Origin of the sequence: Kitasatospora sp. NPDC058048 (genome assembly GCF_042885555.1) — a bacterium.
GTDB lineage: Bacteria > Actinomycetota > Actinomycetes > Streptomycetales > Streptomycetaceae > Kitasatospora > Kitasatospora lactacystinica.
Window position 1 is genome coordinate 79,917 of the sequence record NZ_JBHVRT010000011.1, and the last position, 26,850, is coordinate 106,766.

Annotated in this window: 15 protein-coding genes; 5 read left to right on the forward strand and 10 right to left on the reverse strand. The window is 72.6% G+C overall.

Going from position 1 to position 26,850, the window contains the following annotated elements:
* Positions 1–8: 8 nt before the first annotated feature.
* On the reverse strand, positions 9–971 hold the full coding sequence (locus ACFVVA_RS14605) for a DUF1152 domain-containing protein (RefSeq protein WP_387689311.1): 963 nt from the start codon (positions 969–971) through the stop codon (positions 9–11).
* A gap of 101 nt (positions 972–1,072) precedes the next feature.
* Between ACFVVA_RS14605 and ACFVVA_RS14610 the strand changes: the two genes are divergently transcribed.
* Entirely contained in the window at positions 1,073–1,666 is a 594-nt protein-coding gene (locus ACFVVA_RS14610; RefSeq protein WP_387689314.1) for a DUF6891 domain-containing protein, read from the forward strand.
* A gap of 30 nt (positions 1,667–1,696) precedes the next feature.
* On the opposite strand, the gene ACFVVA_RS14615 is transcribed toward ACFVVA_RS14610, so the two are convergent.
* From ACFVVA_RS14615 to ACFVVA_RS14625, 3 genes are all read right to left on the reverse strand, one after another.
* A complete protein-coding gene (locus ACFVVA_RS14615) occupies positions 1,697–2,110 on the reverse strand; it encodes a hypothetical protein (protein ID WP_387689317.1) in 414 nt (137 codons plus the stop codon).
* 238 nt (positions 2,111–2,348) lie between these two features.
* Positions 2,349–3,176 carry a hemerythrin domain-containing protein gene (locus ACFVVA_RS14620; protein WP_387689319.1) on the reverse strand — a complete coding sequence of 276 codons (828 nt, stop codon included), beginning with the start codon at positions 3,174–3,176 and terminating at the stop codon, positions 2,349–2,351.
* Between the two features lie 305 nt (positions 3,177–3,481).
* Positions 3,482–4,537, reverse strand: coding sequence for an alpha/beta hydrolase (locus ACFVVA_RS14625; protein ID WP_387689322.1), 1,056 nt, complete (start codon positions 4,535–4,537; stop codon positions 3,482–3,484).
* A gap of 396 nt (positions 4,538–4,933) precedes the next feature.
* Here ACFVVA_RS14625 and ACFVVA_RS14630 point away from each other — a divergent pair, with 396 nt between their 5' ends.
* A complete protein-coding gene (locus ACFVVA_RS14630; protein ID WP_387689325.1) occupies positions 4,934–5,677 on the forward strand; it encodes an SDR family oxidoreductase in 744 nt (247 codons plus the stop codon).
* A gap of 94 nt (positions 5,678–5,771) precedes the next feature.
* On the opposite strand, the gene ACFVVA_RS14635 is transcribed toward ACFVVA_RS14630, so the two are convergent.
* The 3 genes from ACFVVA_RS14635 to pulA all read right to left on the reverse strand — a co-directional run bounded on the left by ACFVVA_RS14635 (position 5,772) and on the right by pulA (position 16,190).
* The gene (locus ACFVVA_RS14635; protein WP_387689328.1) at positions 5,772–7,547 is read right to left on the reverse strand and encodes a carbohydrate-binding module family 20 domain-containing protein; all 1,776 of its coding nucleotides are present in this window, start codon (positions 7,545–7,547) and stop codon (positions 5,772–5,774) included.
* A gap of 222 nt (positions 7,548–7,769) precedes the next feature.
* On the reverse strand, positions 7,770–10,097 hold the full coding sequence (locus ACFVVA_RS14640; RefSeq protein ID WP_387689331.1) for a M4 family metallopeptidase: 2,328 nt from the start codon (positions 10,095–10,097) through the stop codon (positions 7,770–7,772).
* Between the two features lie 570 nt (positions 10,098–10,667).
* Positions 10,668–16,190, reverse strand: a complete 5,523-nt coding sequence (gene pulA, locus ACFVVA_RS14645; RefSeq protein ID WP_387689334.1) for a pullulanase-type alpha-1,6-glucosidase — start codon at positions 16,188–16,190, stop codon at positions 10,668–10,670.
* A gap of 318 nt (positions 16,191–16,508) precedes the next feature.
* Between pulA and ACFVVA_RS14650 the strand changes: the two genes are divergently transcribed.
* A complete protein-coding gene (locus tag ACFVVA_RS14650; RefSeq protein ID WP_387689337.1) occupies positions 16,509–17,477 on the forward strand; it encodes a phosphatase PAP2 family protein in 969 nt (322 codons plus the stop codon).
* A gap of 81 nt (positions 17,478–17,558) precedes the next feature.
* On the opposite strand, the gene ACFVVA_RS14655 is transcribed toward ACFVVA_RS14650, so the two are convergent.
* Positions 17,559–20,675 (reverse strand): bifunctional [glutamine synthetase] adenylyltransferase/[glutamine synthetase]-adenylyl-L-tyrosine phosphorylase, encoded by a 3,117-nt coding sequence (locus tag ACFVVA_RS14655; protein WP_387689340.1) that lies wholly within the window; start codon positions 20,673–20,675, stop codon positions 17,559–17,561.
* Positions 20,676–20,923: 248 nt separating this feature from the next.
* Between ACFVVA_RS14655 and ACFVVA_RS14660 the strand changes: the two genes are divergently transcribed.
* A complete protein-coding gene (locus ACFVVA_RS14660) occupies positions 20,924–22,123 on the forward strand; it encodes an acyltransferase family protein (protein WP_387689343.1) in 1,200 nt (399 codons plus the stop codon).
* On the opposite strand, the gene ACFVVA_RS14665 is transcribed toward ACFVVA_RS14660, so the two are convergent.
* The gene (locus tag ACFVVA_RS14665) at positions 22,090–23,352 is read right to left on the reverse strand and encodes a hypothetical protein (protein ID WP_387689346.1); all 1,263 of its coding nucleotides are present in this window, start codon (positions 23,350–23,352) and stop codon (positions 22,090–22,092) included. The two genes, ACFVVA_RS14660 and ACFVVA_RS14665, sit on opposite strands and share 34 nt — an antisense overlap.
* Positions 23,353–23,532: 180 nt before the next feature.
* On the reverse strand, positions 23,533–24,894 hold the full coding sequence (gene glnA / locus ACFVVA_RS14670; RefSeq protein ID WP_380540346.1) for a type I glutamate--ammonia ligase: 1,362 nt from the start codon (positions 24,892–24,894) through the stop codon (positions 23,533–23,535).
* Between the two features lie 174 nt (positions 24,895–25,068).
* Between glnA and ACFVVA_RS14675 the strand changes: the two genes are divergently transcribed.
* Positions 25,069–26,850 carry an NAD+ synthase gene (locus tag ACFVVA_RS14675; RefSeq protein ID WP_387689350.1) on the forward strand — a complete coding sequence of 594 codons (1,782 nt, stop codon included), beginning with the start codon at positions 25,069–25,071 and terminating at the stop codon, positions 26,848–26,850.

Genomic DNA, 26,850 nt, shown 5'->3' on the forward strand with positions numbered 1-26,850 from the left:
GCTCCCGGTCAGTGCGGGAACTGCCGGGGCGGTCGCAGGCGCGGCAGCTCGTCCTGGAACTCGGCGATCACGGTGGCGATCTGGCGGGTCACCACGGTGTGCTCCAGCCGGTCCAGGTACCGGTTCTCGGCGGCCAGCGCCTCGACCGTGACGCCGAAGTAGAGCGTCATCAGCGGGTTGACGAAGAGCTGCGCGTCCTTGGTCCGCTCGGTGAAGCGGACGTCGCCGAACTCGCCGCGCAGCGCCGCCGCCACCGAGCCGTTGACGATGCTGGGGTGGTCCGGGAAGGCGGCCCTGGCGTGCTCGACGGCGTCCAGGTAGAGCACGCCCTCCCGGCTGTCGCGCGGGATGGAGAAGGCGCCGAGGTAGCCGCCGGCCCGGTCGATCGCGGCGAGGTTCTCCAGCACCAGGGAGTGGTTGACGCCGTGGTAGGCGTCGATGCCGAAGCCGAGGCAGGCGACCAGCCGCTCGGGCACCTCGGACAGGCCGGCCACCGCGCCCAGGCTCGCCATGTCCTCCTCGGGGGTGCCGAGTCCGGCCTCGTCGCCGCGCATCAGGATGTCGGTGCCGCCGTCGACCAGCAGGATCGCGTCCACGCCCAGGCGGGCGACCAGCGCGCGGTAGGCCTCGCGCAGCGGCTGCACGCCCACCGTCGGGAAGGCCCACACGGTGTCGGGCATCCCGTGCCGGTTCAGCCAGCGGGCCAGGGTGCGCTCCGGGAAGTAGCCCTCGGGGGCGGCGGTGTCCGGACCGATCCGGGCCACGTCGGGCTCCGCCCAGACGTCGAGGGGCAGGCCGTAGAGGTGGGTGAAGGAGAGGTTGGCCAGGTGCACCTCCTTGCCCGCGGCCCGCAGGGCGAGGGCGATCGGCAGCCCCGCGTACACGTCGAAGCCGCCGCCGGCTCCGGCGATCAGGATGCGCTCGGCGGCCAGCAGCCGGGTGATCAGCGGGGGTTGCAGCAGAGAAGTCACCGGCGGACGGTAGCAGGGCGGTGCAGGGACGGCGGGGCCGGAGGCCCGGGCGTCGCACCGGAGGCCCGGGCGTTGTCGGTGGCGGGTGCGAGGATGCGGGCATGACCGAGGAGACGGTTCCCACCCCCGACGTGCTGCGCGAAGCCCAGGAGCGGGCCCGCGAGTTGATCCGGTGCGGCTTCCAGGAGCCGGACGAGATGGCCGAGTCCCTGGTCGAGCACCTCGACGACCGGGGGCTGACGCAGGAGGAGGCGGAGCGGATCCTCGCCCCGCTGTGGACCGAGCGGCTGGCCGAGCAGGCGGCCTGGCCGGAGACCACCGACGTGGACCGGCTGGCGGACGCCTTCGACGCGCTGGAGGACCGGGGCATCGTCGCGGCGATGGACTTCACCTGCTGCGCGGGCTGCGGCTACGCGGAGATCGGCGGCGAGGCCGGGACGGACTCGGTCGGCTTCGTCTTCTTCCACCAGCAGGACACCGAGGCGGCGGCCGCCGGGCGGGGGCTGATGCTGCGCTACGGCGGGTTCCGCGCCGGGGAGGAGACGGCCGAGGTGTCGGAGCGCCGGACGGTGGAGGTCGGGCGGGCGGTGGTCGCCGCGCTGGAGGCGGTCGGGCTTCCGGCGGAGTGGGACGGCTCGCCGCACACGGCGATCCGGGTCGCCCCGATGGAGTGGCTCAACCGCCTGCCGGGGTAGGCGCGGTAGCGCTTTGTCGTGCCGGGGCGGTCAGTCCCGCTCGATGTGCACTTCGGCGTAGTGGTCGTCCTTGTTCGTCTTGCGCAGGGTGATCCTGACGCCGCCGACGGAGGTCTCGGAGTCCTTGGTGGCGGTCTTCCTGTCGTCGCCGACGGTCACCTCGGCCGAGTTGTCACCGATGTGGCCGACGGTCATCCGCATCGGGTTGTCGCCGCCGAAGACCTTGACGGTCTTGGTGCCGTCGGCCTTGTCGGTCTTGATGCCGACGGTGCACTTGTGATCGTCCAGGCAGAGGGCCACGCCGCCCTCGCAGGCGGTCAGTCCGGCGCCGAGCACCAGGACGGCGCCGGCGGCGAGGAACGCGGGGCCGCGTCGGAAGCGGGTCCCGAGGCGGGTCCCGGGGCGGGTGCGGTGCGGGCCGGGTGTGCTGCGCGCTGTGGTCATGCGGTCGACGGTAGTGCGGCGGGTACGGCCCGCCATCAGCCGTCGGCGTGACGCCTCCCCTGGTGCGGCCCGGAGCGGCCGGGGCGGCCCGACCCCGAGGGCGGTGGGTCGAATCCCCTAGGGGGCATGGGGAGTTGAGAGCTCCCCCGCGCTGGGGACCGACTCGGCATATGCCGCAGTCCCCTGCCTCCGGCTCATGCCACGCGCGTAGATCAAAGGCCCGCGAAGAGCCCCGGAGTCAGTCCGCGATGCGCCCCAGGCCGTCGAGGCCGAGGTCGTCGAGGCCGAGGCCGGCGCCGGCGGCCGGACCGTCCGGCGGGCCCCACAGCGGCGAGGTGCAGCGCTGGTAGGTCGCGTGCCAGTGCGGCCAGTTGCGGGCCACGTCGTCGTCGCACTCGGCCAGCAGCCGCTCGACCAGCTCGGGCTCCACGCCCTCCAGGAGCCAGGCCAGCGCGTCCGCCGTGCCGGGGCCGTCGGCCAGGCGCAGCAGGTCCAGCAGCTCGCCCAGCCCGCCGAGCCGGGAGCCGTCGGCGATCACCCGCTCCATCCGGGGCAGCAACTGCCGCTCCTCGATCCGCAGGTGGGTCTCCAGCCGGGCCGCGAGGTCCTCCATCGCGTACGCGACCGGCCAGGCGCTGCCGGTGTCCCGGCTGGCGATCCGCACCAGCGTGGTGACCCGGGTGAAGGAGTGGTCCAGGTTGTGGTGGTCGTCCTCCAGCCAGTTGAGCAGCAGCCGCAGCTCGGGCGCGAAGCGGCGCACGATCGGCCACAGCCGGGTGTCCTGCTGCTCGTGGTGGCAGGTGAGCATCGCGGTGATGAAGTTCCAGTGCCGTAGCAGGGCCTCGCCCTTGTGGTCCTCGTCGGGCTGGAGCAGCCGCAGCGCGTTGGGCAGCCGGGCGAGGTCCCGGCGCAGCGCGGCGTGCACCAGGCGGAGCCCGGAGAACCGCAGGACGGCCGGCTCGTCGGCCGCGGCCCGTCCGTACGCGTCCGCGCCCAGCGAGGCGGCTGCGGACTTGCCCTGCGCGGGCACGGTGGGGACGGGCTGGGGCACCAGGTGGATCGGCATGGCACTCTCTTCACGGCTTGGGGCACGGCGGGTGGCGGCGGCCGGTGGAGGACCGCCCCAGCCAAGGTGCTCGCAGTCGATCAGAAGCGAATCAATGTCCGATTGACGCGCAGGTCACGGGCCTGCGGACGGGCGGCGCGACCTGCTCGGAGCTGCCGGAAAGCAGGACCGCCGGCGTCGGGAGCGCGAACGCGTCCCGGCACCGGCGGTACGGGTGAGAGCAGTGCGGCAGTCCGAGCAGTGCGGCAGCAGCACGGGCAGTGCAACAGCAGAGCGGGCAGTGCGGGCAGCCGAAGGGCGGGCCCTCAGTCGGCCGCCGGCCCCGCCAGGTGGGCGGAGAGCCACACCAGGGTGTCCGGGATCATCTTCTTGAAGTCCGAGGTCAGGTGCTTGCCGCCGGGCTGCTCGTGGTACTGGAGGCTCACCGGCGGGACCGCCTTGTCCACCCAGCTCTTGACCACCTTGGTCTCGTACGGGTTGGCGCCGCCCGCGGTCACCAGCATGCTCACCTCGGCCTTGCCCTGGGCGACCAGCACGTCCGGGTTGTTGGCGGCCCGCTCCGCGTCGTGGCCCTTCCACAGCCCCGAGTCCGGTATGAAGTAGCCGTCGATCGGCACCGCGGCCTTGTAGACCTGCGGGTACTGGAGGGCGAGCTTGGCACTGCAGAAGCCGCCGGTGGAGGCGCCCATGACGCCCCAGCCGTCGCGGCCCTTCACGGTGCGGAAGTTGGCGCGGACGAAGTCCGGGAGGTCCTCGGCCATCCAGGTGGCCATCTTGGGCTGGCCCGGGATGTCGGAGCAGTCCAGCGCGTTCTTCTCGTCGCTGTTGAAGTTCTGCACCGGCATGATCATGATGAACGGGTGGGACTTGCCCTCCTTGACCAGCCGCTCGTTCTCCTCCTGGATCGGCAGCTGGTTGTCGGTCCAGGTGTTGTAGCCGTTGCTCTGGCCGCCCGCGAACAGGGTCAGCACCGGGAAGCCGGTCTTGGCGAACTTGGGGTCGTTGTACTCGGGCGGCAGCCAGACCCAGACCTGGCCGGTGACGCCGGACTTGGCGCCGGTCACCTTGGTCATCATGATCGGGCCGGCGCCGGTGTCCCGGACCTTGTTGAGGGCGGCGGCGGGCCCGGTGGGCATCAGCACCTTGCCGGAGGAGGCCGCGGTGGCGGTGCCGGTCGCGGCCGGGCTGGTGCCGCCGGCGCTCGGACTGCCCGCCGAGCTGCTGCCGCCGGCCGGGGTGGCGTTCTTGGCGCTGTCCCCCTTCCCACCGCCGGAACTCCCGCAGGCCGCGAGCGAGGCGGCCAGGGCGAGCACGGCGGCGCCGGACAGGACGGCGCGGGAACGGGACGACTGCCTAAGCACGGTGAGGACTCTCCGACCGATGTCGCGCCCGGTCCGTCTGACCGGGCGGCGGCCCCCCGGTGGGGCCGGACAGACCGGGGGCACAGCGCTGGTGCGTCCCCCGGAGCGATGGCGCGCCGCCCCTCGCGGGGGTGCGCCTTCCTGCGATCTTATGACGTGGGCCCGGGTGGCCCGGTTGCGCGGTGGCCACCGGAAATCCAATGTTTGTTCGCGATCGGGTAAAGGCCTTCACCACTCCCCCCGGTCGGCGGGGGTCGGATGGCGGGGGTGGCCGCCGGGCTCCCGCCGAGCCGTCCGGATTTCGGCGGCTTTGACCAGTGACGGCGGGCCGCCGGTCCGCGACGATCTCCAGGGCACGCCCGGGGCCGACCGGGAACAGTCATCGAGGAGGGTGCCATGAACCAGCGGATCGCCGTCGTCACCGGAGCCGGGAGCGGCGTCGGCCGCGCCGTGGCGGTCGAACTGGCCGCGGACGGCTGGCGGACGGTGCTGGCCGGCCGGCGGCCCGGACCGCTGCGGGAGACCGCCCGGCTCTGCGCCGCCCCGGCCGACGTGGTGCCGGCCGACGTCACCGACCCGGAGGCGGTGGACGCGCTGTTCGCCGCGGCCGCCGGGCGTCACGGCCGGGTGGACCTGCTGTTCAACAACGCCGGCGCCTTCGGCCCGGCCGTCCCGCTGGAGGAGCTGTCGGTCGAGGACTGGCGGGCCGTCGTCGACCTCAACCTGACCGGCGCCTTCCTCTGCGCCCGGGCCGCGTTCCGGCAGATGAAGGCGCAGGACCCGCGGGGCGGCCGGATCATCAACAACGGTTCGATCTCCGCGCACGTCCCGCGCCCGCACTCGATCGCCTACACCGCGACCAAGCACGCCGTCACCGGCCTGACCAAGTCGCTGTCGCTGGACGGCCGCCCGTACCGGATCGCCTGCGGGCAGATCGACATCGGCAACGCGGCGACCGACATGACGGCGGCGATGGGCGCGGGCGTGCGTCAGGCGGACGGCCGGATCGCCCCCGAGCCGACCATGGACGTGGCCGACGTGGCGCGCACCGTGCGGCACATGGCCGGGCTGCCGCTGGAGGCCAATGTGCAGTTCGCCACCGTGCTGGCGACGGCCATGCCGTACATCGGGCGGGGGTGACGGACGGCCGCGCCGCCCGCCTCCCGGCCGCCCTCGCGGGGGATCCCCGCCGGAACGGGCCGACGGGGATCCGGAGCGGGCCGGGGCCCGCGGCTCACGGCCGCCAGGTGTCGTTCAGCGCGACGGTCCCGCCCGAGGGCACCGTCGCCGTCCGGTTGGCGCCGGACTCCCAGGTGACCGCGCCGCTCGCGTCCTTGCGGACGTACTTGTACTGGAAGGACGTGCCGGCCGGCAGCGACAGCGCCAGCGACCAGACCGGGTAGCCGGCCGAGGAGAGCGGCAGGGCCTTCGCCGGGTCCCAGGCGCCGAGCGCCGCGGCGTCGCCGACGACGTAGATGTTCTGCCCGACCGAGGTGGTCGCGTTGACGTTGAACGAGGCGCCGGAGACGCTCGCGCCGGACTGGACGTACAGCGCGACCGCGTCGCCGGCGCCGACCGTCGCGGTGAACTGCCCGTTGGCGCCCACCTGGTACGTCGGGCCGGTGCAGCCGCCGCCGGACTGCGGGTCGCCGTGCTGGACGTCGCAGTAGGTGCCGGCCGGCAGCCCGGTCTGGAAGGTCCGGGTGATCGCGCCGCCCTCGTGGTTGATCGCGACGTAGCCCCTGTTGCCGCGTCCGAAGGCGATCGCGTTGCCGCCGTTGGACCACCAGTCGGTCACTCCGGTGCCCGCCACCGCGTTGCGGAAGCCGACCATGTTGGCGACCTGCCGCCAGGCGTGGGTGCAGTTCCAGCCGTCCTGGTAGCAGGCGTTGACGGTGCCGCCGTTCGGCGGGCCGTCGTCCTTGTTGGCGAAGGAGTAGCCGGAGTGGATGTTGGGGGCGCCGTACGGCGAGGCCAGCAGGAAGACGTTGGCCAGCGTGTAGGTGTTGCCGTAGGTGTAGTTGAGGGTGGAGCCGTTGCGCTCGGTGTCCCAGTTGTCGACGAAGGCGCGCGCCTGCCCGCTCGGCAGGTAGCCCCAGGAGGCGCCCCAGCCGCTGAGGTTGGCGAGCTTGTCGGTGGTGAACATCCGCTTGAGGTCCGTGCCGACCCGGAACTCGTCCACGTCGCCGGTGCCGGTGTACTCGGTGGGCTGGACCGGCTCGCCGGCGCCGTGGATGACCTCCTGGACCCAGTAGGCCGCGGGGTTGGCCATCCTGGCCTTGATCGCCGCGAGGTCGGCGGCGGCGATGTGCTTGGCGGCGTCGATCCGGTAGCCGTCGACGCCGAGCGAGGCGAGGTCGTCCAGGTAGTGCGCGATGGTGGTCTGGACGTACGCGCTGCCGGTGTTCAGGTCGGAGAGGTTCTCCAGCTCGCAGTTCTGGACGTTGCCGCGGTCCTGGTAGTTGGTGATCGGCTGGCGGCAGGTGTGGAAGTCCTGGTCCTGGTACGTGCCGGGGTAGGTGTACTTGGTGTACGCGGTACCGCCGGTGCCGGTGCCGGAGCCCGCCGACATGTGGTTGACCACCGCGTCGGCGATCACCTTGACGCCGGCCGTGTGGCAGGCGGCGACCATGTTCTTGAAGGACGTGCGGTCGCCGAGCCGTCCGGCGATCCGGTAGCTGACCGGCTGGTAGGAGGTCCACCACTGCGCGCCCTGGATGTGCTCCTGCGGCGGGGAGACCTCGACGAAGCCGTAGCCCTTGGGGCCGAGGGTGGAGGTGCAGGCCTGGGCGACGGAGTCGAAGCGCCACTCGAAGAGGGTGGCGGTGACGTCCTTGCCGTTGTTGGCCGGCGGGGCGGCCTGGGCGGCGGGGGCGCCCAGGGAGGTGCCGAGCGAGAGCGCGAGCGCCGCCGAGGCGGCGAGCGCGCCGGCCGCGCGGGCGGGCCGGCGGGTGGCCCTGGGGGTCCTCCCGGCCGAAGGCAGGGGGAGGGTGGGGGCGGTGGTGACCACGTCGTCTCCTGAGGGGGTGGCTGGGGTGGGGCAGCCGGAGGTGAGGCCTGCAGGAAGTTTCTGCAACTTGCCGGAAACTTGCAGCGCCGAACCTAGAGGCGCCCGCGAGGGCCGTCAAGACCTCGGCCGAAACCCCGGACGGCACGACAAGGGCCCGGCGGCCGTAGCCGCCGGGCCCCTCACCTGTCCTGGTTCACCGGCCCTTCAGGAGCCGGCCCGGGGTCAGCCGGTCTGGACGGAGGTGTCGTCGATCACGAAGCTGGTCTGGAGCGAGGCGTCCTCGGTCCCGGCGAACTTCACGGTGACCGTCTGGCCCGCGTAGGCCGACAGGTCGAAGGTGCGCTGCTGGTAGCCGGCCGCGGCGTCCACGTTGGAGTAGGTCTTCAGCGTGGTGCCGTTGACCGAGACGGTCAGCTTGTCGTACGCGGTGGTGCCCGACTCGGCGGTGTCGATGTGCAGCCAGAAGCTCAGCGTCGCCTTGCAGCCCGACGGGATGCTCACCGTCTGCGACAGCGAGTCCGAGTGGGTCGAGCCGTAGCCGTTCATCCACGCCTTCCAGGAGCCGCCGTGGGCCGCCTGCGAAGAGCTGTTGTCCACCACGCCGCTGGACGCCGTCCACGGGGTGGCGGTGCCGGTCTCGAAGCCCGCGTTGCCCAGCAGCTGCGCCGGGGTGCAGCTGCCGCCACCGGTGGAGACGGTCCAGGTGAAGCTGGTGCTGCCGGTCTTGCCGGCCGCGTCCTTCGCCGTGACGGTCACGTTGTAGGTGCCCGCGGTGGAGGCGGTACCGGTGATCGCGCCGGAGGAGGAGATCGACAGCCCGGTGGGCAGGCCGGTCGCGGTGTAGGTCAGCGGGGCGGTGCCGCCGGTGGCGCTGACCTGGAGGTTCACCGCACCGCCGACGGCGGTGGACTGGTTGCCCGGGTTGGTGACGGTGACGCCGCCGCTGGGCGCGGTGCCGACGTTGACGCCCGCCCAGGCGGTGCTGACCGCGGTCAGCTCGGCGCTGCCGGCGCCGTACAGGTCGGTGGCCGCCTTCTCCGTCGCGACGCGCGCCGCGGCGTAGTTGGTGCTGGAGGTCATGTAGGTGGTCAGCGCGCGGTACCAGACGGCCGCGGCCTTGTCCCGGCCGATGCCGGTGACCGTGATGTTGCCCTGGGTCGGCGAGTCGTAGCTGACGCCGTTGATGACCTTCGCGCCGCTGCCCTCGGACAGCAGGTAGAAGAAGTGGTTGGCGACGCCGGAGGAGTAGTGGACGTCCTTGTTGCCGACGGTCGAGGACCAGTAGTCGGCCGAGGCACCGTCCTTGGACGGCTTGTCCATGTAGCGCAGCGGGGTGCCGTCGCCGTTGATGTTGATCAACTCACCGATCAGGTAATCGGGGTTGTCGGTGGGGATGTTGGCGGAGAACTCGACCATGGTGCCGAAGATGTCCGAGGTGGCCTCGTTGAGGCCGCCGGACTCGCCGGAGTAGGTCAGGTTGGCGGTGGCCGCGGTGACGCCGTGGCTCATCTCGTGGCCCGCGACGTCCAGCTCGGTGAGCGGCGCGGTGTTGTTGCTGCCGTCGCCGTACGTCATGCAGAAGCAGGAGTCGTCCCAGAACGCGTTCACGTAGTTGTTGCCGTAGTGGACGCGGCTGTAGGCGCCGACACCGTCGTTGCGGATGCCGTTGCGGCCGAAGGTGTTCTTGTAGTAGTCCCAGGTGGCCGCGACGCCGAAGTGGGCGTCGACCGCGGCGGACTCGCCGTTGTTGACGGTGCCGTCGCCCCAGGTGTCGGTCGCCTTGCTGTACAGCGTGCCGGTGCCCGAGGTCCCGTGGTTCAGGTTGGTGGTGTACATCCCACCGCGGGTGGTGTCCTTCATCTGGAACGCCGAGCCCGACTGGGTCGTGCCGATGGTGACGTTGCCGACGAAGACGCCCTTGCCGGAGCCGGTCTCGATGCCGTCCCACTGCTGGATGACCTGGCCGCTGGTGGCGTCGGTGACGACGTGCATCTTGCTCGGGGTGCCGTCCGACTTGGTGGAGGAGACGACGGTCTCCCAGGCCAGCCGGGGGCTGTTGTCCCCGGCCCAGACCACCAGGCGCGGCGCGGTGTCGACCGCGGTGCCCGACTCGGCGGCGAGCGCGGCGCTCTGCGCGGCCGGCGCGGCCAGCTTCGGCGTGGTGCTCACACCGCTCAGCGAGGCGGTGCTGGCCCGGTCAACGCTCTTGGTCGCACCGGTGGGCGCCTGGTGCACCACCAGGTCCCCACCCAGGACGGGCAGTCCGTCGAGGGTGCGCTCGTACCGCAGGTGGCGGGTGCCGTCCGCGTCCTGGATGACGTCCCTGGTGACCAGCTTCTCGGTGCCGCTCAGGCCCAGGGTCTGGGCGAGGGAGGCGGTCTGCTGGTTCGCGACGGAGATCAGCTGGGCGCGGCTCGCCTGCTGGGCCGCGACGGCGGCCGGCGCGTCCGGCGTGGCCGCCTGGGCGATCACCGGCATGCCGGTGACCAGCAGCGCGGTGGAGGCGGCCATGACAACCGCCGCCTTCCGGGCGTGAGCGTAACGGGACATGCGGACTCCTTTTCCGACCGGCGCTGGGTCGCGCACGGTGGAGAGAAACCTGAGCCGCGGTTGCGGCGCAGTGGGGGCCCCCGCCGGGTGCGACGGGAGTGCGGATGCGTTGCTCACAACTCGTTTGCAGGGTCGGGACGCGCTGCACCTGAACTGGAACAGCTGCACCGGGGGGTGGGGTCCCCTCGTCTACAGCCGGGGGAATCGTGGCAGCTACCGAGCGGTTAATGACAGATGCATGCCACGGATTGGCCGATTCATTACCGAAACCGTATGCAGGACGGTTCGTCAGTTGTGTTACCCCGTGGCGAACTCGTGAACACGGTTTTCATGCCCCGGACAAAGTTCGATCACTGCCGACGGTCGGTGACCAGCACTCAGGTCCGGTTCTCCCCGCGGAGAGCGGCCGCCAGCGCCAGGCAGACCCGGCACATCACAGTTCCGGCCGTGCCATCAACGGTTTCCGGCCATTGTGCGTCCGGAACGGAACCTTGCCGTCCCCGAACCGGAGCCGGGCCCCGCACCACCTGAACAGTGGTACGGAGCCCGGGAGTTGTCGCAGTGTACGAATCAGTGTTGGACGAACACCGCCACGGTGCGGCCCGGCACGGTGAAGGTGCCGGTCGCGGCGTCGAAGCCGGACCGCTGCACCACCCGGTCCGCCCCGCCCGCCTGGACGGGGTGCAGCGCCTGGCCGGTGCCCCGCAGGGCCGGCACGGTCTGCGCCTGCGCCGCGGGGGTGGCGTTGAAGACCACCGTGATGCCCTTCTCCGCCCCCGGCAGCCCGGTGCCGTCCAGGTGCAGGGTGATCACCCCGGGCGTCTCACCGGCGGTGCCGGAGAGCGGGTAGGAGAGCCGCTGCTGGACGGCGGCCAGGCTCGGCAGCGAGAACAGCGGCGAGGACCGCTTGATCCGCAGGAACTCCTGGTACTGCGCCGAGGCCGCCCGGATGTCGGCCGCCCCCACCGTCAGCTTCGGGTTCGCCAGCAGGGACCGCGCGGCCGGCCACTGCTCCTGGTTGTCCTTCGCCATCGGCAGGCCGCGGCCCCAGCCGTTGCCGTCCGCGGCGTCCCAGTGGATCGCGTTGAACCAGTCCCCCGAGTCGTAGGAGTTGGAGTCGAGCGACTTGGAGCGCAACAGGTCGCTGCCGGCCTGGGCGAAGCCCGCGCCCTGGGTGAGCGCGGTCAGCGAGAGCGCGAGCGCCTGCATCCGGGCCCGGTCGGCGGGCGCGGTGCCGGTCGGCAGCTTGTACGCGAGGGCGTCGAAGAGATCGGTGTTGTCGTGGGCGTCCACGTACTCCACCGCCTCGCCGGGCTTCGCCGCGTACCCGGTCGGGGCGCCGTTGTAGTCGACCTGGGCGCCGGTGACGGACTTTCCGGAGCTGTCGGTGAAGGAGTAGCCGGCCAGGTTGCCGGTCAGCCCGACCTTCAGCTGGTCCATCCCGTGCAGCAGCCGGGCCTTCTGCTCCTCCGGGGTGCCGTTCGCGGCCGAGCCGTTCGGGTCCGTGAACAGACCCGAGGCGAAGCCCTGCTGCGGGGCGGAGTTCAGCATGAAGTTGCCGCCGCGGGCGGCGTCCCGGATCCGGTCGTCGAAGGTGGCGATCCCGGTGCCGGCCATGTTGGCCTGGGTGGCCTGCTCGAACCGGGCGTTGTCGGCGACCGCGCCGAAGTTCCAGCCCTCGCCGTACAGGAAGACGTTCTTCCCGTCCACGCCGTCCGAGTCCGGCGTCATCCTCCGCAGCGCGGACTGCACGTCCAGCATGGTGGACTTCGGGTCCAGGCCCATCAGGTCGAAGCGGAATCCGTCCACCTTGTACTCGCGCGCCCACAGCGTCACCGAGTCGACCACCAGCCGGTTCATCATGGCGTGCTCGGGCGCGGTGTCGGCGCAGCAGCTGTCCGTCGTCACCTTGCCGTCGGCGTCGAGCCGCTGGTAGTAGCCGGGGACCACCTTGTCCAGCACCGAGTGCTCGGCCTGGCCCGCGGCCGCGGTGTGGTTGTAGACCACGTCGAGCACCACCCGCAGCCCGGCCGCGTGCATCGCCTGCACCATCTGCCGGAACTGCACGGTGCGCGCCGTCCCCCCGGGGTCGGTGGCGTAGGAGCCCTCCGGCACGTTGTAGTGCAGCGGGTCGTAGCCCCAGTTGTACGCGTCGTCGGCGGCGACGGCCGCCACGCACTCCTGCTGCTTCGGGCCGTCCGGGGGAAGGGACTTGAGGTCGCAGGCCGGCAGCTTCTGGTCGGCCCGGTTCTCCCGGACGGTGGCGATGTCGAAGGTCGGCAGCAGGTGGATCGTGGTCACCCCGGCGTCGGCGAGCTCCCGCAGGTGCCGCATGCCGGCCGAGTTCGACTCGGTGAACGCCAGGTAGGTGCCGCGCTCGGCGGCCGGGACGGTGGGGTCCTCCACCGAGAAGTCCCGGACGTGCAGCTCCTGGATCTGCTGCTGCGCGGGCGGGACGGCCTGCGGTCGGGCGTGGTCGTCCCAGCCCGCGGGCTTGAGGTCCCTGGCGTCGAGGTCGGCGACCAGGCTGCGCCGGGAGTCGGTGGACAGTGCCACCGAGTACGGGTCGGTGACGGTGTTGACCACCAGCTGCTGGGTCGAGGGAGCCCAGACCTTCACCTGGTACAGGTAGTACTTGCCGTCCAACTCGCGCTTGTCACGGACGACTTCCCACACCCCGGTCTCGTCGTCGAGCTTCAGCGGCAGCGTCTTCGGGGTGCCCCCGGTGGCGCTGTCGAAGACCTGGACGGAGACCTCCTGCGCGGTCGGCGCCCACAGCGACAGCGCCACCTTGCCGTTGTAGTGGGCCGGTCCGAAGTCCACCTTGCCGGTCCGCCCGGCGTACAGGTCGTCCAGCACGCCCGGGATCTGCACCCCGGTGGCGGCCAGGACGGCGCCGCTGGGCAGGTGTTCGGTGAACAGCAGCTGGCCGCGCAGCGCCGCCGGGACGCGGGCGGCGTCCCGGCCGTCCACGGTGAAGGCCCGGTAGCCCGCCAGGTGCGGGTACTTCGCCTTCTGGGCGTCGGTCGGCCCGCCCTTGACCGGGGTGAGCCGCAGCCACTGACCGGGCTTGGTCAGCACGCCCTTGTCGGCCTTGATGCCGCCGGCCGGGTCGTACACCAGCTGGGCGCTGGTGCCGCCGGCCAGGGCCTCGTCGCCCGCGCCGTAGTTCGCCGGGACGAGGACGGTCCGCGCGTCGATCCACTGGGCCTTGGCACCGGTGAGGTCGATCTGCGCGGAGGCGGCCGGGTTCTGCGGCAGCAGGTAGCCCTCGCGGCCGCCGAGGATCCAGACCTCCTTGCCGTTGACGGCGAGGTCCAGCGACTGGTCGGCGGGCAGGTCCTTGTCGTTGCCCTTGTGCAGGATGTAGCTGAGGCTGGTCGCCCCGGGGGCCAGCGGCACCTCGAAGACGGCGCCGAAGGCGTCGCGGCGCACCGGCGCCAGCGGCTTGCCCCAGTCGGTCGGGGTGGCCGCGCCGGTCCAGTCGTGCAGTCCCCAGCCGTCGTAGTCGCCGTCGGCCCGGTTGTAGTGGATGACGGCAGTGTTCGCGGGCTGGGTGTTGCCCGGGCCGGGGTCGGCGGTGCGCACGGCCGGGTCGCCCTGCTTGAGCCACACCTCCCCGGTGCTGCCGACGTCGAGGTGCCGGTCGGCGTCGACGTCCTTGACGCCGTCCTTCTCCACGACGAACCCGACGTCCGAGGCGCCGGGCTTCAGCCGCACGTAGGCGAAGGCGCCGTACGCGTCCCGTCCGGTGAAGGGGTGCCCGGCCGGCCACGGGGTGGCCTCGCCGTCGGCGAGGTCGCCCCAGGCGTAGAGGTTCCAGCCGTCGTAGTCGCCGTCCGGCCGGTTGTAGTGGACGACGGCGTACGGGCGGGAGCCCGCGGTGGGCACCGGCTTCGGCGCGGGGGCGCCGGTGGTGAAGCTCGCGGTGGCGGAGCGCAGGTGGCCGCCGGGGTCCTGCACGACGGCCTTGTAGCGGACCACCGTGCCGGGGGCGACGGCGCCGAGGTCCTGGGTGACCTTGTACACGCCGTTGTCGGCCGTGCCCAGGGTCTGCCAGGGCCCGTTGCCGATCTGGGCGGCGAAGCTCACCCGGTCGAAGCCACCGCCGTCGACCTTCGCACCGACCGTGACGAGTCCGCTCGAACCGTCCGCCGGCGGCCGCACCGCGAGCTGCGGAGCCGGGCCGACGGCCGCGAGCCGGGCGCCCGCCTTGAACACGACGGAGGACAACGCCGGCACGGTGACGGTCACCTTGCGGTCGGCGCCGCTGGTGATCCGGTCCCCCGCGGACGGGTAGATCCGGTCGAAGCCCGTTCCCGCCGAGAAGGTGTCCAGGGTGACGGTCTTCGCCTCGGCGGCGTTGTTGACCGCGACCAGGTACTCGACCTGCTGCCCGGCGTCGATCCGGGAGAAGGCGTACACGCCCGCGCCGTCGGCGGCGTACCGCTCGACCTGGGCGCCGTCGGCCAGTGCCGGGTTGTCCCGGCGCAGCCGGGCCAGCCCGGCGATGCCCTGGTAGAGCTCGCCGCCCTGCCCGTAGCGGTCGGCCGGGCCGGAGGGTCCGCCGAGCACCCGGTCGCCGTTGTAGGAGGCGGTCTTCGAGGCGAACAGGTCCTGCCGGGCGTCCTTGTCGCCGCCCGCGCCGGTGAAGCCCTGCTCGTCGCCGTAGTAGACGACGGGCTGGCCGCGGGTGAGGAACTGCAGCTCGTTGCCGAGCCGGTCCTTCTTCAGCAGCGTGGCGTCGTCGGCGCCCGGGTTGTCGGCGAGCAGGAAGGAGCCGAAGCGGCCCATGTCGTGGTTGCCGAGGAAGGTCGGCAGCTCGTACGCGTCGGTGTCGGCGCCGGTGTAGCGGTAGTCCTGGCCGTAGACGTCGGCGAGGCCGCGCGCCGAGCCGCCCTGGGAGACGTAGGAGCGGGCCGCGCCCTGGAACGGGAAGTCCAGGGTGGCCTGGAGCCTGCCCTTGGTGACGTACGGCGAGGTGACCGCCGGGTCCCCGGAGTAGACCTCGCCGAACATGAAGAACTTCTTGTTGCCCTGCTTGGCGGCGAAGTCCTTGAGGGCGGGCGCCCACTGCTGCCAGAAGGCCATGTTGACGTGCTTGACGGTGTCGATCCGGAAGCCGTCCACGCCGGCGTCCTTGACCCACTGCTGGTAGACCTTCTCGAAGCCCTTCACCACCTTGGGGTTCTGGGTGTCGAGGTCGTCCAGGCCGCTGAAGTCGCCCTCGGTGGCGGATTCGCCGACGAAGGTCGAGTCGCCCCGGTTGTGGTAGAGCGCCGGGTCGTTGAGCCAGGACGGGGTCTTGGCCCCGGCGTCGGCCGGGGTGCGGAAGACCGGGGTGTAGGGGAAGGAGTCCTTGGTGGTCCGCGGCCAGGGGGCTCCCGCGTCGGCGACGGCGGTCTCGTCCACCGGGTTCCCGTCCGCGTCGAGCGTCGGGTAGGCGCCGGCGGAGCGGTAGCCGTACTGCTTCTCGGCGTAGTCGACGACGTCGGCGGTGTGGTTGGTGATGACGTCGAAGAAGACCTTGATGCCGCGGGCGTGCGCCTTGGCTATCAGCTCCTTGAGCTGCTCGTTGGTGCCGAAGTGCGGGTCGACCTGGGTGAAGTCGGTGATCCAGTAGCCGTGGTACCCGGCCGAGGCGTCGGCCCCGCTGCCCTGCACGGGCTTGTTCTTGAAGATCGGGGCCATCCAGATCGCGGTGGTGCCGAGGTTCTGGACGTAGTCGAGCCGCTGGATCAGCCCGGCGAGGTCGCCGCCGTGGTAGAAGCCCTTGTCGGCGGGGTCGAAGCCGTTCTCCAGCCGCCCGCCGGTGATGCCTCCGCCGTCGTTGGCGACGTCGCCGTTGGCGAAGCGGTCGGGCAGGACGAAGTAGAACTGTTCGCGGGTGAGGTCGTGCCGCCCGGCGGTGGCCGCCAGTGCGGCGTCCGAGGGCGGGGCCGGCGGGGCGGCGGCGAGGGCCGCGGGGGCGCCGCCGAGGGTGGCGGCGGTCAGTGCGGCGGCCAGCAGGACGGCGGTGCGGCCCGGCGGTCTGCGGCGGCCGGTGGTTCGTCGGGCGGTGCTCCGTCGGGGACGGAGCGGGGCATCGGCCACTGAGGGCTCCCTTAGGGGAAGGGGCGATCGATTTTCCCAGGAAGCTAGCGGCCTGCAATATGTTTCAGCAAGATGCTGAAACCGTTTCGTGCCGGGAAATTCCAGGTGGGCGACCGTCTCCGACCACCCCGATTACTTCCTCGGAGCGACGGGCGTGACAATGGGACGTATGTCCGTCCCACCGGTACGCACCGAACCCCAGAGCACCCCCTACCCCGGTGGGAGCCGGCCCCTAGCCCTCAAGGGGGACAGCCGGTGAAGAATCCACTTCCAGAGGATGAGCAGACGGCTACGAGCGGTCTGGCAGACTTGCCGTCCATGGGGGAACCGACCGAGATCCAGCGAGGCGACGCCGGGCGCGCCGACGCGGCCAGTGGTGGCGGTTCCGAAGCAGCGAAGGCCCTCCCCGGCCGCCTGCCCGATGGAGCCACCCGTGCCGCACAGTCCCGTACCGCCGTCCTGCGCGACCGCATCGGCGCCCAGCGCCGGTCACCGGCCAGACCGCGGATCTGGTTCGAACTGGCACTGATCGGGATCAGTTACTGGATCTACTCGATCGTGCGCAACGCGGTTCCCGAACAGGAAGCGATAGCCCAGAAGCACACGCGCTGGATCTGGGACCTCGAACAGCACCTCGGCATCGCCGTCGAGCGCTCGATCAACCACGCCGTGGACAGCGTCGGGTGGCTCATCACCGGGATGAACTACTACTACGCGACGCTGCACTTCGTGATCACGATCGGCGTGCTGGTCTGGCTCTACCGCAGCCACCCCGGGCGCTACGTCGCGGCCCGCACCGTGCTGTTCGTGACCACCGGGATCGCCCTGGTCGGCTTCTACTTCTTCCCGCTGGCCCCGCCCCGGCTGATGACCGACGGCGGCTTCATCGACACCGTGAAGGTCCACGGCACCTGGGGCTCGATGGCCTCCGGGCCCGCCGCACACGTCTCCAACCAGTACGCGGCCATGCCCTCGATGCACATCGGCTGGTCGATGTGGTGCGGCCTGGCGATCTTCTTCCTGGCCCGCCGGACGTGGGTCCGGGTGCTCGGCCTGCTGTACCCCGCCGCCACCCTGGTGGTCATCGTCTCCACCGCCAACCACTTCTGGATGGACGCCGTCGGCGGCGAACTCTGCCTGGCCGTGGGCTTCCTCGCCGCCCGCTGGCTCTACCACGAGTGGGTCTACAAGCTGCCCAGGGTGCCCGCCCGGGAGACGCCGGCCGAGCAGCCGGTCACCGTGCCCGAGCAGTGGAGCGAGCCCGCGGTCAGCAGCGCACGCCGCTAGCGGCGCAGCGCCGGCCGGGCCCGCACGCCGGCCGCCCGGAACACCGAAGGGGCCCCGCACGGGGCCCCTTTCGCGTGCCCGTCAGCCGGAACCGTAGAACAGCCGGTCCACCACGCCCCGGGCCCGCCGGGTGATCCGCCGGTAGTCGTCCAGCAGCTCGCCGCTGTGCCCGGAGCCGTACCCGAGGTAGCGGGCCACCCCGGCCAGCTCCCGGGCCTCCCCCGGGAAGCTGTCCCCGGGCCGGCCGCGCACCAGCATCACCGCCGCCCGCACCCGGGAGGCCAGCACCCAGGCCGCGTCCAGCACCTCGGCGTCCTCCGACCCGACCAGCCCGGCCTGCGCGGCGGCCGCCAGTGCCGCCCTGGTCCGGGTGGTGCGCAGGGCCGGCAGCTCGTGCCCGTGCCGGAGCTGCAGCAGCTGCACCGTCCACTCGACGTCCGCCAGCCCGCCCCGGCCGATCTTGGTGTGGGTGGTCGGGTCGGCCCCGCGCGGCAGCCGCTCGGCCTCGATCCGCGCCTTGATCCGGCGGATCTCCACCAGGTCCCGCTCCGGCACCCCGCCGCCGGGGAAACGCAGCGGGTCGATCAGCTGCCGGAACCGCGCGCCCAGCTCCTCGTCCCCGGCCACCGGCTCGGCCCGCAGCAGCGCCTGGCTCTCCCAGGCGTGCGACCAGCGCCGGTAGTAGGCCGCGTACGAGGCCAGGGTGCGCACCAGCGGGCCGCTGCGGCCCTCCGGCCGCAGGTCGGCGTCGACCAGCAGCGGCGGCTCGGTGGAGGGCGCGCCCAGCTGGGTGCGCAGCTCGTGGCAGACCGCCTGGGCGGCCCGGGCCGCCTCCTCCTCCAGCGAACCCAGCAGCGGCTCGTGGACGAAGAGCACGTCCGCGTCCGAGCCGTAGCCCAGTTCGTGGCCGCCGAAACGGCCCATCGCGATCACCGAGATCCGGGTCGGCAGGTCCCCGTGCTCGGCCTCCCACCCGGCGACGCAGGCGCGCAGCGCGCCGCCCAGGGTGGCGGCGTTGAGCGCGGTGAGCGCCTCCCCCGCGGTGTCCAGCGCCTCGGCGGGGTCCTCCCCGAGCCGCCCGAGCACGTCCGCCGCGGCGGTGCGGAACAGCTCCCGGCGGCGCACCGAGCGGGCGGCGGCCACCGCGGCGTGGGTGGATCCGGCCCGGCCGACGGCGGCCAGCACCTCCGACTGCAGCGCCGCCCGGCCGCGCGGCTCCAGACCGCGCGGATCGCCCAGCATGGCCACCGCCTCGGGGGCGCGCAGCAGCAGGTCGGGGGCGAGCCGGCCGGCCGACAGCACCCGGGCCAACTGCTCGGCGGCGGCGCTCTCGTCCCGCAGCAGCCGCAGGTACCAGGGCGTGCGGCCGAGCGCGTCGGAGACCTGGCGGAAGTTGAGCAGCCCGGCGTCCGGGTCGGCGGACTCGGCGAACCAGCCGAGCAGCACCGGCAGCAGGGTCCGCTGGATCGCGGCCTTGCGGCTCACCCCGGAGGCGAGCGCGCTGAGGTGCCGCAGCGCGGCCGCCGGGTCCGCGTAGCCCAGCGCCTCCAGCCGGGCCCGGGCCGCGTCCGGGCTCAGCCCGGTGGCGCCCTGCGGCAGTTCGGCGACGGCGTCCAGCAGCGGCCGGTAGAACAGCTTCTCGTGCAGCCGCCGGACCTCCATCGCGTGCCGCTTCCACTCGCGCTGCAGCGCGGCCACCGGGTCGGCGCGGGTGTCGTCGTTGATCAGCGCCGCCAGCGAGCGGGCCAGCCGGCGCAGATCCTCGTCGGCGGTGGGCATCAGGTGAGTGCGGCGCAGCCGGTACAGCTGGATGCGGTGCTCCAGCGAGCGCAGGAAGCGGTACGCGGCGTCCAGCGAGGCGGCGTCCGCCCGGCCCACGTACCCGCCCCGGGAGAGGGCGGCCAGCGCCTCCAGGGTGTTGCCGCTGCGCAGCGCCGGGTCGGTGCGGCCGTGCACCAGCTGGAGCAGCTGCACGGAGAACTCGACGTCGCGCAGCCCGCCCGGGCCGAGCTTGAGCTGGCGGTCCAGCTCGGTGGCCGGGATGGAGTCGACCACCCGGCGGCGCATCTGCTGCACGTCGGCGACGAAGTTCTCCCGGGCGGCGGCCTGCCAGACCATCGGGGCGAGCGCCTCGACGTACGCGGCGCCGAGTTCCTCGTCCCCGGCGACCGGGCGGGCCTTGAGCAGCGCCTGGAACTCCCAGGTCTTGGCCCAGCGCTGGTAGTAGGCGAGGTGGCTGGCGAGGGTGCGTACCAGCGGGCCGTTGCGCCCCTCGGGGCGCAGGTTGGCGTCCACCGGCCAGATCGTGCCCTCGCCGGTGGTGTCCGCGCACAGCCGGGTGAGGGCGGCGGCCAGCCGGGTCGCGGCCCTGATCGCCTCCGCTTCGTCCACGCCCTCGCGCGGCTCGGCGACGAAGACCACGTCCACGTCCGAGACGTAGTTGAGCTCGCGGCCGCCGCACTTGCCCATGCCGATCACGGCGAGCCGGCAGGCCGCGGCGGCCTCCGGGTCCTGCTCGGCGGCGAGGTCCAGGGCGGTCTGGAGGGTGGCACCGGCCAGGTCGGCGAGTTCGGCGGCGGTCTGCGCGAGGTCGGTGGTGCCGGTGAGGTCGCGGGCGGCGATGGCGAGCAGGCAGCGGCGGTAGGCGACGCGCAGCGCGTTGGCGGGGCCGAGCGCGTTGGCGGGGCCGAGCGCGTTGGCGGGGCCGAGCGCGTTGGCGGGGCCGAGCGCGTTGGCGGGGCCGCGGGCGTTGGCGGGGCCGCGGGCGTCGCCCCGGACGCCTTCGGCGAGGGCCCGGCGGAAGTCCTCCGGGCCGGGGTGCATGTCGCGCAGTTCGAAGGTGACCAGCACGTGCCAGTCGTGCGGGTGCCGGGCCAGGTGCTCGCCGAGCGCGGTGGAGACGCCGAGCACGCCGAGCAGCCGGTCGCGCAGCGGCTTGGAGGTGGTGAGGGTGTCGCGCAGGGTGTGCCGGTCGGCCTCGTCGGCGGCCTCCAGCAGCCGGGCCAGGCCGAGCAGCGCGAGGTCGGGGTCGGCGGTGGCGCCGAGCGCGTCCAGCAGCAGCGGGTCGTCGGCCAGGCCCTCCAGCCCGGGGCCCTCCAGCAGCCGCACCGCCCGCGCCGGGTCGGTGAACCCGCGCCGGACCAGCCGGTTCTCCGGCCGGCTGACCCGGCTCCCGGCCCGTTGCTCCTCGACCGCCATCGACCCCTCCGTCCGTCCGAGGACCGCCCTCGCACCCGCGTCCTCAGGGCCCGCCCCCGGATTCCCTGCCGGGTCCGAGCCGCGGGCCCTAGCAGGCTACGCGCCCCCGGTGCCCGCCGCCGGACGCGCCCGCCGGGTGGACACGGCCGGCCCCTCGACCGCCGTAGGCGTGACCTGGTCCCGGCCGCGCTCGTTCAGCCGGGCGCCGCAGCACGGCCCGCGGCCCAGCCCCCTCCTCCGGAGCGCCGATGCCCACGACCGGCCCCGCCCGCCTGCCCTCGCTCACCGGGCTGCGCTTCTGGGCGGCCCTGCTGGTGGTGCTCTACCACCTCTCCCACAAGGTGGGCACGCTTCCGGTGCTCGGCCCGCTCGCCTGGTACGGCCGTTCGGGTGTGACGTTCTTCTTCGTGCTCTCCGGCTTCGTGCTGGCCTGGACGTACGGGGCCTCGCCCGCCCCGGCCGGGGCCCTGACCTTCGCCCGCCGCCGATTCGCCCGGATCTGGCCGCTGCACCTGCTGACCACCGTGCTGTCCCTGGGCGCGGACGCGGCGATCGGCGCGGTGCTTCCGGTGGTGGCCGCGCTCTGGTCGCTGGCACTGGTGCACCCGTGGGCGCTGCCCACGGTGTACGGCGGCAACCCGGCCTCCTGGTCGCTGGGCGCCGAGGCCTGGTTCTATCTGCTGTTCCCGCCGCTGCTGCGCCTGCTGGCCCCGCGCCGGCGCGCCTGGCTGCCGCTCGCGGCCCTGTGCACCGCGCTCGGCCCGGTGCTCTGGGCGGCCGGTGCCCTGCTGCCCGCCGACCCGACGGTGCGCGGCTGGCTGCTGGACTACCTGCCGCTGACCCGGACCCCGCAGTTCGTCCTCGGCGTGGTCACCGGCCTGGCCGTGCGGCACGGCGCGCTCCCCCGGGTGCGGTCGGCGCGGTCGGGGCTCCTGCCGGCGGCCGCCGCCGTGGCGCTCTGGCACCTGCTGCTGGTCCCCTGGCACGCCGCCGTCCCGGACGCCCTCTGGTACGGCCCGTACAGCGCCTCCCAGTTGCTCCCCGCGCCGCTGTTCGCGGCCCTGCTGGCGGCCGCCGCCCGGCGCGACGCCGCCGGGTGCCCGCCCCGGCTGCTGGCGGGCCGCACGGCCGTCCGGCTCGGCGAGTGGTCGTTCGCCTGGTACCTGGTGCACGAGATCGGCATCCGCTGCTGGCTGTCCGTCCAGGGCCGCCCGGCGCCGGGGGCCGCGACGTTCGGTGTCTGGCTGCTGCTGGCCGGCGGTTCGCTGGCCGCCGCGGGCGTGCTGTACCGCTGGGTGGAGCGCCCCTGCGAGCGGCTGCTGCGCGGCGCCGACCGGGGCCGGGACGCGGCGGCGCCGCCGGCGCCCCGCGCGGTGCGGGTGGGGCGGCAGCGGCGCCGTGGTGCGACGGGGGATCAGCCCTCGGTGGAGCCGTCCAGGTTGATGTAGGCGTAGAAGACGCCGAGGTCGTAGCCGTCCTTGTCGGTGTCGAACAGCACCTTGATGTCGGTGTCCCCGTTGCGCAGGAACGGCGAGATGTCCCAGCGGTTGGAGTCGTAGCCGAAGTTGTTGCGGTTGTACGGGGTGCGGACGAACTGGTCGGCCGGGGTCAGCTCCTCGATGGTGGAGTTGAACGCGTCGTTGGAGGCGTGGTTGAGGTCTGAGAAGAGTGACAGGGGGCCGTTGGTGGACTTGATGGCGAGGGTGTCGCCGGTCCACTTGAGGTCGCCGTCGTAGACCACGAAGCCGAGCTTGCCCGCCACCGGGCCGGCGGCCGGGGTCCGGAGCCCGGTGAGGTCGAACTCGCGCGGCGGGCTGTCGGGCAGCTCGACCCGGAAGCCGTCCCACAGGTGGACGTGCCGGAAGGGCTTGCACTCGTTCTCGTAGGCGACCACGATCGTCCAGCCGCCCCAGCTGTGCGGCTTCACCACCGAGTCCATGTTGGCGACGGTGTAGGTGCCGTTGCCGGCCTGCCTGACCAGGTCGGTGATGTCGGCGGAGGCCTGGTAGCTGCTCTCCACGTCGGTGGTGATGTAGCCGATGGAGGGCTGGTCGTTGGCGATGTTGCGGTACTCGGGCTCGCCCGGGACCTTCAGGTACACCTCGTCGATCTGGTTCTCCGGCAGCACGACGTCGTCGATGCCGCGGGTGCCGCCCCAGTACAGCCGGGCGTACTTGACCCTGGAGCCGTCGATCAGGCCGAGGTCGGCGGAGCTGGCGGAGTAGATCGCGTCACCGAGCGGGCCGACCGAGCCCGGGTCGATGTTGATGTACTTCATCTCGTACTTGTTGTTGATCGGCCTGGGTCCGAGGCCCTTGCGGGCGTCCAGGCAGGGCGGCTGCTCCGGGTCGAGCGGCGCCTTGGTCTCGTCGCAGGTCATCAGCGAGTTGCTGATCCGGGTGATGGAGCCGTGGAAGTCGCCCTCGAAGCGGGTGGTGAACGGCAGTTGGTTCTCGGCGATCGTGGTGGCCCGCTGCTTCGCGCGCTGTGCGGGCTGGGCTTGCTGTGCGTGCTGGACGCCCGCCTCCGGCCCGGGGGCCGTGCCCGAGCCACGGGCGTCGGCGATGGTCGGGGCGGCCAGCAGTTGGCCGGCGACGGCGGCGAAGGCGGCGCCCGCGACGCAGGTCCGGCGGAGGAGCAGACGGGTGGCGGAGGCACGACTGACGGAGGAGATCATGTGATCCTCTTTCAGGATGGACGGACGAGCAGGCCGGTCGGACCACAACCCTCCGTCACATAAGCATCACATTCCGCCACCGGTGCGGCGATTCCGCCGCAGGTCCACTCCATAGCAGGGCCCGCTGCCGCCCTCCTGGGCGACAGCGGGCCGACGGGGGTTTGAGCGGCCGTCACCCGCTCACAGCACCTGGAGGTTCTTCCGCAGCTCGAACGGCGTGACCTCGGAGCGGTACTCCTCCCACTCCTGGCGCTTGTTGCGCAGGAAGAAGTCGAAGACGTGCTCGCCGAGGGTCTCGGCGACGAGTTCGCTGCGCTGCATCAGGTCGATGGCCTCGCCGAGGTTCTGCGGCATCGGCTGGATGCCGAGAGCGCGGCGCTCGGAGTCGGACAGCGCCCAGACGTCGTCGTCGGCGCCGGGCGGGAGCTCGTAGCCCTCCTCGATGCCCTTCAGACCGGCCGCGAGGGTGACGGCGTAGGCGAGGTACGGGTTGCAGCCGGTGTCCAGGGAGCGGACCTCGATCCGGGTGGAGCCCTGCTTGCCCGGCTTGTACATCGGCACCCGGATCAGCGCCGAGCGGTTGTTGTGGCCCCAGCAGATGTAGGACGGCGCCTCGCCGCCGGCCCCGGCGGTGCGCTGGGAGCCGCCCCAGATCCGCTTGTAGGAGTTCACCCACTGGTTGGTGACGGCGGCGGTCTCGGCGGCGTGCTTCAGCAGGCCCGCGATGAAGGACCGGCCGACCTTGGACAGCTGGTACTCGGCGCCGGACTCGTGGAACGCGTTGCGGTCGCCCTCGAACAGCGAGACGTGGGTGTGCATGCCGCTGCCGGGGTGCTCGGAGAACGGCTTGGGCATGAAGCTCGCGTGCACGCCCTGCTCCAGCGCGACCTCCTTCATGACCAGCCGGAAGGTCATGATGTTGTCGGCGGTGGACAGCGCGTCGGCGTAGCGCAGGTCGATCTCCTGCTGGCCGGGGGCGCCCTCGTGGTGCGAGAACTCGACCGAGATGCCCATCGACTCCAGCATCGTGATCGCCTGTCGGCGGAAGTCGTGGCCCACCCCGCGCGGGGTGTGGTCGAAGTAGCCGGAGTGGTCGGCGGGGATCGGCGGGGTGCCGTCGCCGGGCAGGTTCTTCAGCAGGAAGAACTCGATCTCCGGGTGGGTGTAGAAGGTGAAGCCCTGCGCGGAGGCCTTCTCCAGGGTGCGCTTGAGCACGAACCGGGGGTCGGCGTAGGACGGCGATCCGTCCGGCATCAGGATGTCGCAGAACATCCGGGCGGTGCCCGGGGTCTCCGAGCGCCACGGCAGGATCTGGAAGGTGGTCGGGTCCGGCTTGGCGATCATGTCGGACTCGTACACCCGGGCGAAGCCCTCGATCGCCGAGCCGTCGAACCCGATGCCCTCCTCGAAGGCCTGCTCCAGCTCGGCCGGCGCCACCGCGACCGACTTCAGGAACCCGAGCACGTCGGTGAACCACAGCCGGACGAACCGGATGTCACGCTCTTCGAGCGTCCGAAGCACGAACTGCTGCTGCTTGCCCATGGGGACAGTCTCACCTCTGCTCTTTACGCTCGTGTTACGCCCCGGAGGCCGTGGAAAGACCTCGTAAAGCGGTTGCCCCCATCATGGCCGATCCCCGCCCGGCCCGGCAGCGCCGACCCCCGCCGCAGGCTCCCGCCCAGGACATCGCGTCAGTTGGACGATTACACTCGGGGCATGCCCAATCTCCGTCTCGCCCTGAGCCAGATCGACCCCTGGGTCGGTGACCTCGTCCGCAACGGCGACGAGGTGGTGCGCTGGACCAAGCGGGCCGCGGAGGCCGGCGCGCAGCTGGTCGCGTTCCCCGAGATGGCCCTCACCGGGTACCCGGTGGAGGACCTCGCCCTGCGCCACTCCTTCGTCGAGGCCTCCCGCGCCGCGCTGGTCGGGCTGGCCGGCCGCCTGGCCGCGGAGGGGCTGGGCGAGGTCCCGGTGCTGGTCGGCTACCTCGGGCGCTCCGAGCACGCCTCGCCACGCTTCAACCGTCCGGCCGGCTCCCCGCAGAACTGCGCCGCGGTGCTGCACCGGGGCGAGGTGGTGACCCGGTTCGCCAAGCACCACCTGCCCAACTACGGCGTGTTCGACGAGTTCCGCTGGTTCGTCCCCGGCGACCAGCTGCCGGTGCTGCGGCTGCACGGGGTGGACGTCGCGCTGGCCGTCTGCGAGGACATCTGGCAGGACGGCGGCCGGGTCACCGCCGCCCGCGAGGCCGGCGCCGGGCTGCTGCTGGTGATCAACGGCTCCCCGTACGAGCGGAACAAGGACGACCAGCGGCTGGAGCTGGTGCGCCGCCGGGCGGCCGAGGCGGGCTGCACCCTGGCGTACGTCAACATGGTCGGCGGCCAGGACGAGCTGGTCTTCGACGGCGACTCGATCGTGGTCGGCGCGGGCGGCGAAGTCCTGGCCCGTTCCCCGCAGTTCGAGGAGCACCTGCTGGTGCTGGACCTCGACCTGCCGGCCGCCGCGGGGGACGACACCGACGGACTGCTGCTGAGCGACGGGCTGCACCTGGTCCGCACCGAGCTGGGCGGCGAACCGCAGGCCGCGCCCGCCATGGGGGTCCCCCCGGCCGAAGGCTGGGGGAGGCTCACCGCCGAGGTGGCGCCGCGGCGGTCCGACGAGGCCGAGATCTGGGCCGCGCTGGTCTCCGGCACCCGGGCGTACGTGACCAAGAACGGCTTCTCGTCCGTGCTGATCGGCCTCTCCGGCGGCATCGACTCGGCGGTGGTGGCCGCGATCGCGGTGGACGCGGTGGGTGCGCGGAACGTGCACGGCGTCTCGATGCCCAGCCGCTACTCCTCCCAGCACTCCCGGGACGACGCGGCCGAGCTGGCCCGCCGCACCGGACTGCCCCTGCGGACCGTCTCCATCGCCCCGATGTTCGACGCCTACCTGGCGGCGACCGAGCTGACCGGCCTCGCCGAGGAGAACCTCCAGTCCCGGCTGCGCGGCACCCTGCTGATGGCGATCTCCAACCAGGAGGGGCACATCGTGCTCGCGCCCGGCAACAAGAGCGAGCTGGCGGTCGGCTACTCGACGCTGTACGGCGACTCGGTGGGCGCCTACGGACCCATCAAGGACGTCTACAAGTCACTGGTGTTCCGGCTGGCCCGCTGGCGCAACGAGGAGGCCGTGCGGCGCGGCGAGGTGCCGCCGATCCCGGAGCACACCATCACCAAGCCGCCGTCCGCCGAGCTGCGGCCGGACCAGGTGGACACCGACTCGCTGCCCGACTACGACCTGCTGGACGGCGTGCTGGCCCGCTACATCGAGGGCGACGAGGGCCGGGACTCGATCGTGGCGGACGGCTTCGACCCGGCCGTGGTGGACCGGGTGGTCCGGCTGGTCGACACCGCCGAGTACAAGCGGCGCCAGTACCCGCCGGGCCCGAAGGTCTCGGCCAAGAACTTCGGCCGGGACCGCCGCCTGCCGATCACCAACCGCTGGCGGCGCGGCTGA

Bases quoted from the DNA above. Each gene is read 5' to 3' on its own strand.
- ACFVVA_RS14610 (WP_387689314.1), top strand. From the start codon at position 1,073: ATGACCGAGGAGACGGTTCCCACCCCCGACGTGCTGCGCGAAGCCCAG.
- ACFVVA_RS14615 (WP_387689317.1), bottom strand. From the start codon at position 2,110: ATGACCACAGCGCGCAGCACACCCGGCCCGCACCGCACCCGCCCCGGG.
- ACFVVA_RS14620 (WP_387689319.1), bottom strand. From the start codon at position 3,176: ATGCCGATCCACCTGGTGCCCCAGCCCGTCCCCACCGTGCCCGCGCAG.
- ACFVVA_RS14630 (WP_387689325.1), top strand. From the start codon at position 4,934: ATGAACCAGCGGATCGCCGTCGTCACCGGAGCCGGGAGCGGCGTCGGC.
- ACFVVA_RS14640 (WP_387689331.1), bottom strand. From the start codon at position 10,097: ATGTCCCGTTACGCTCACGCCCGGAAGGCGGCGGTTGTCATGGCCGCC.
- ACFVVA_RS14650 (WP_387689337.1), top strand. From the start codon at position 16,509: ATGGGGGAACCGACCGAGATCCAGCGAGGCGACGCCGGGCGCGCCGAC.
- ACFVVA_RS14655 (WP_387689340.1), bottom strand. From the start codon at position 20,675: ATGGCGGTCGAGGAGCAACGGGCCGGGAGCCGGGTCAGCCGGCCGGAG.
- ACFVVA_RS14660 (WP_387689343.1), top strand. From the start codon at position 20,924: ATGCCCACGACCGGCCCCGCCCGCCTGCCCTCGCTCACCGGGCTGCGC.
- ACFVVA_RS14665 (WP_387689346.1), bottom strand. From the start codon at position 23,352: ATGATCTCCTCCGTCAGTCGTGCCTCCGCCACCCGTCTGCTCCTCCGC.
- glnA (WP_380540346.1), bottom strand. From the start codon at position 24,894: ATGGGCAAGCAGCAGCAGTTCGTGCTTCGGACGCTCGAAGAGCGTGAC.
- ACFVVA_RS14675 (WP_387689350.1), top strand. From the start codon at position 25,069: ATGCCCAATCTCCGTCTCGCCCTGAGCCAGATCGACCCCTGGGTCGGT.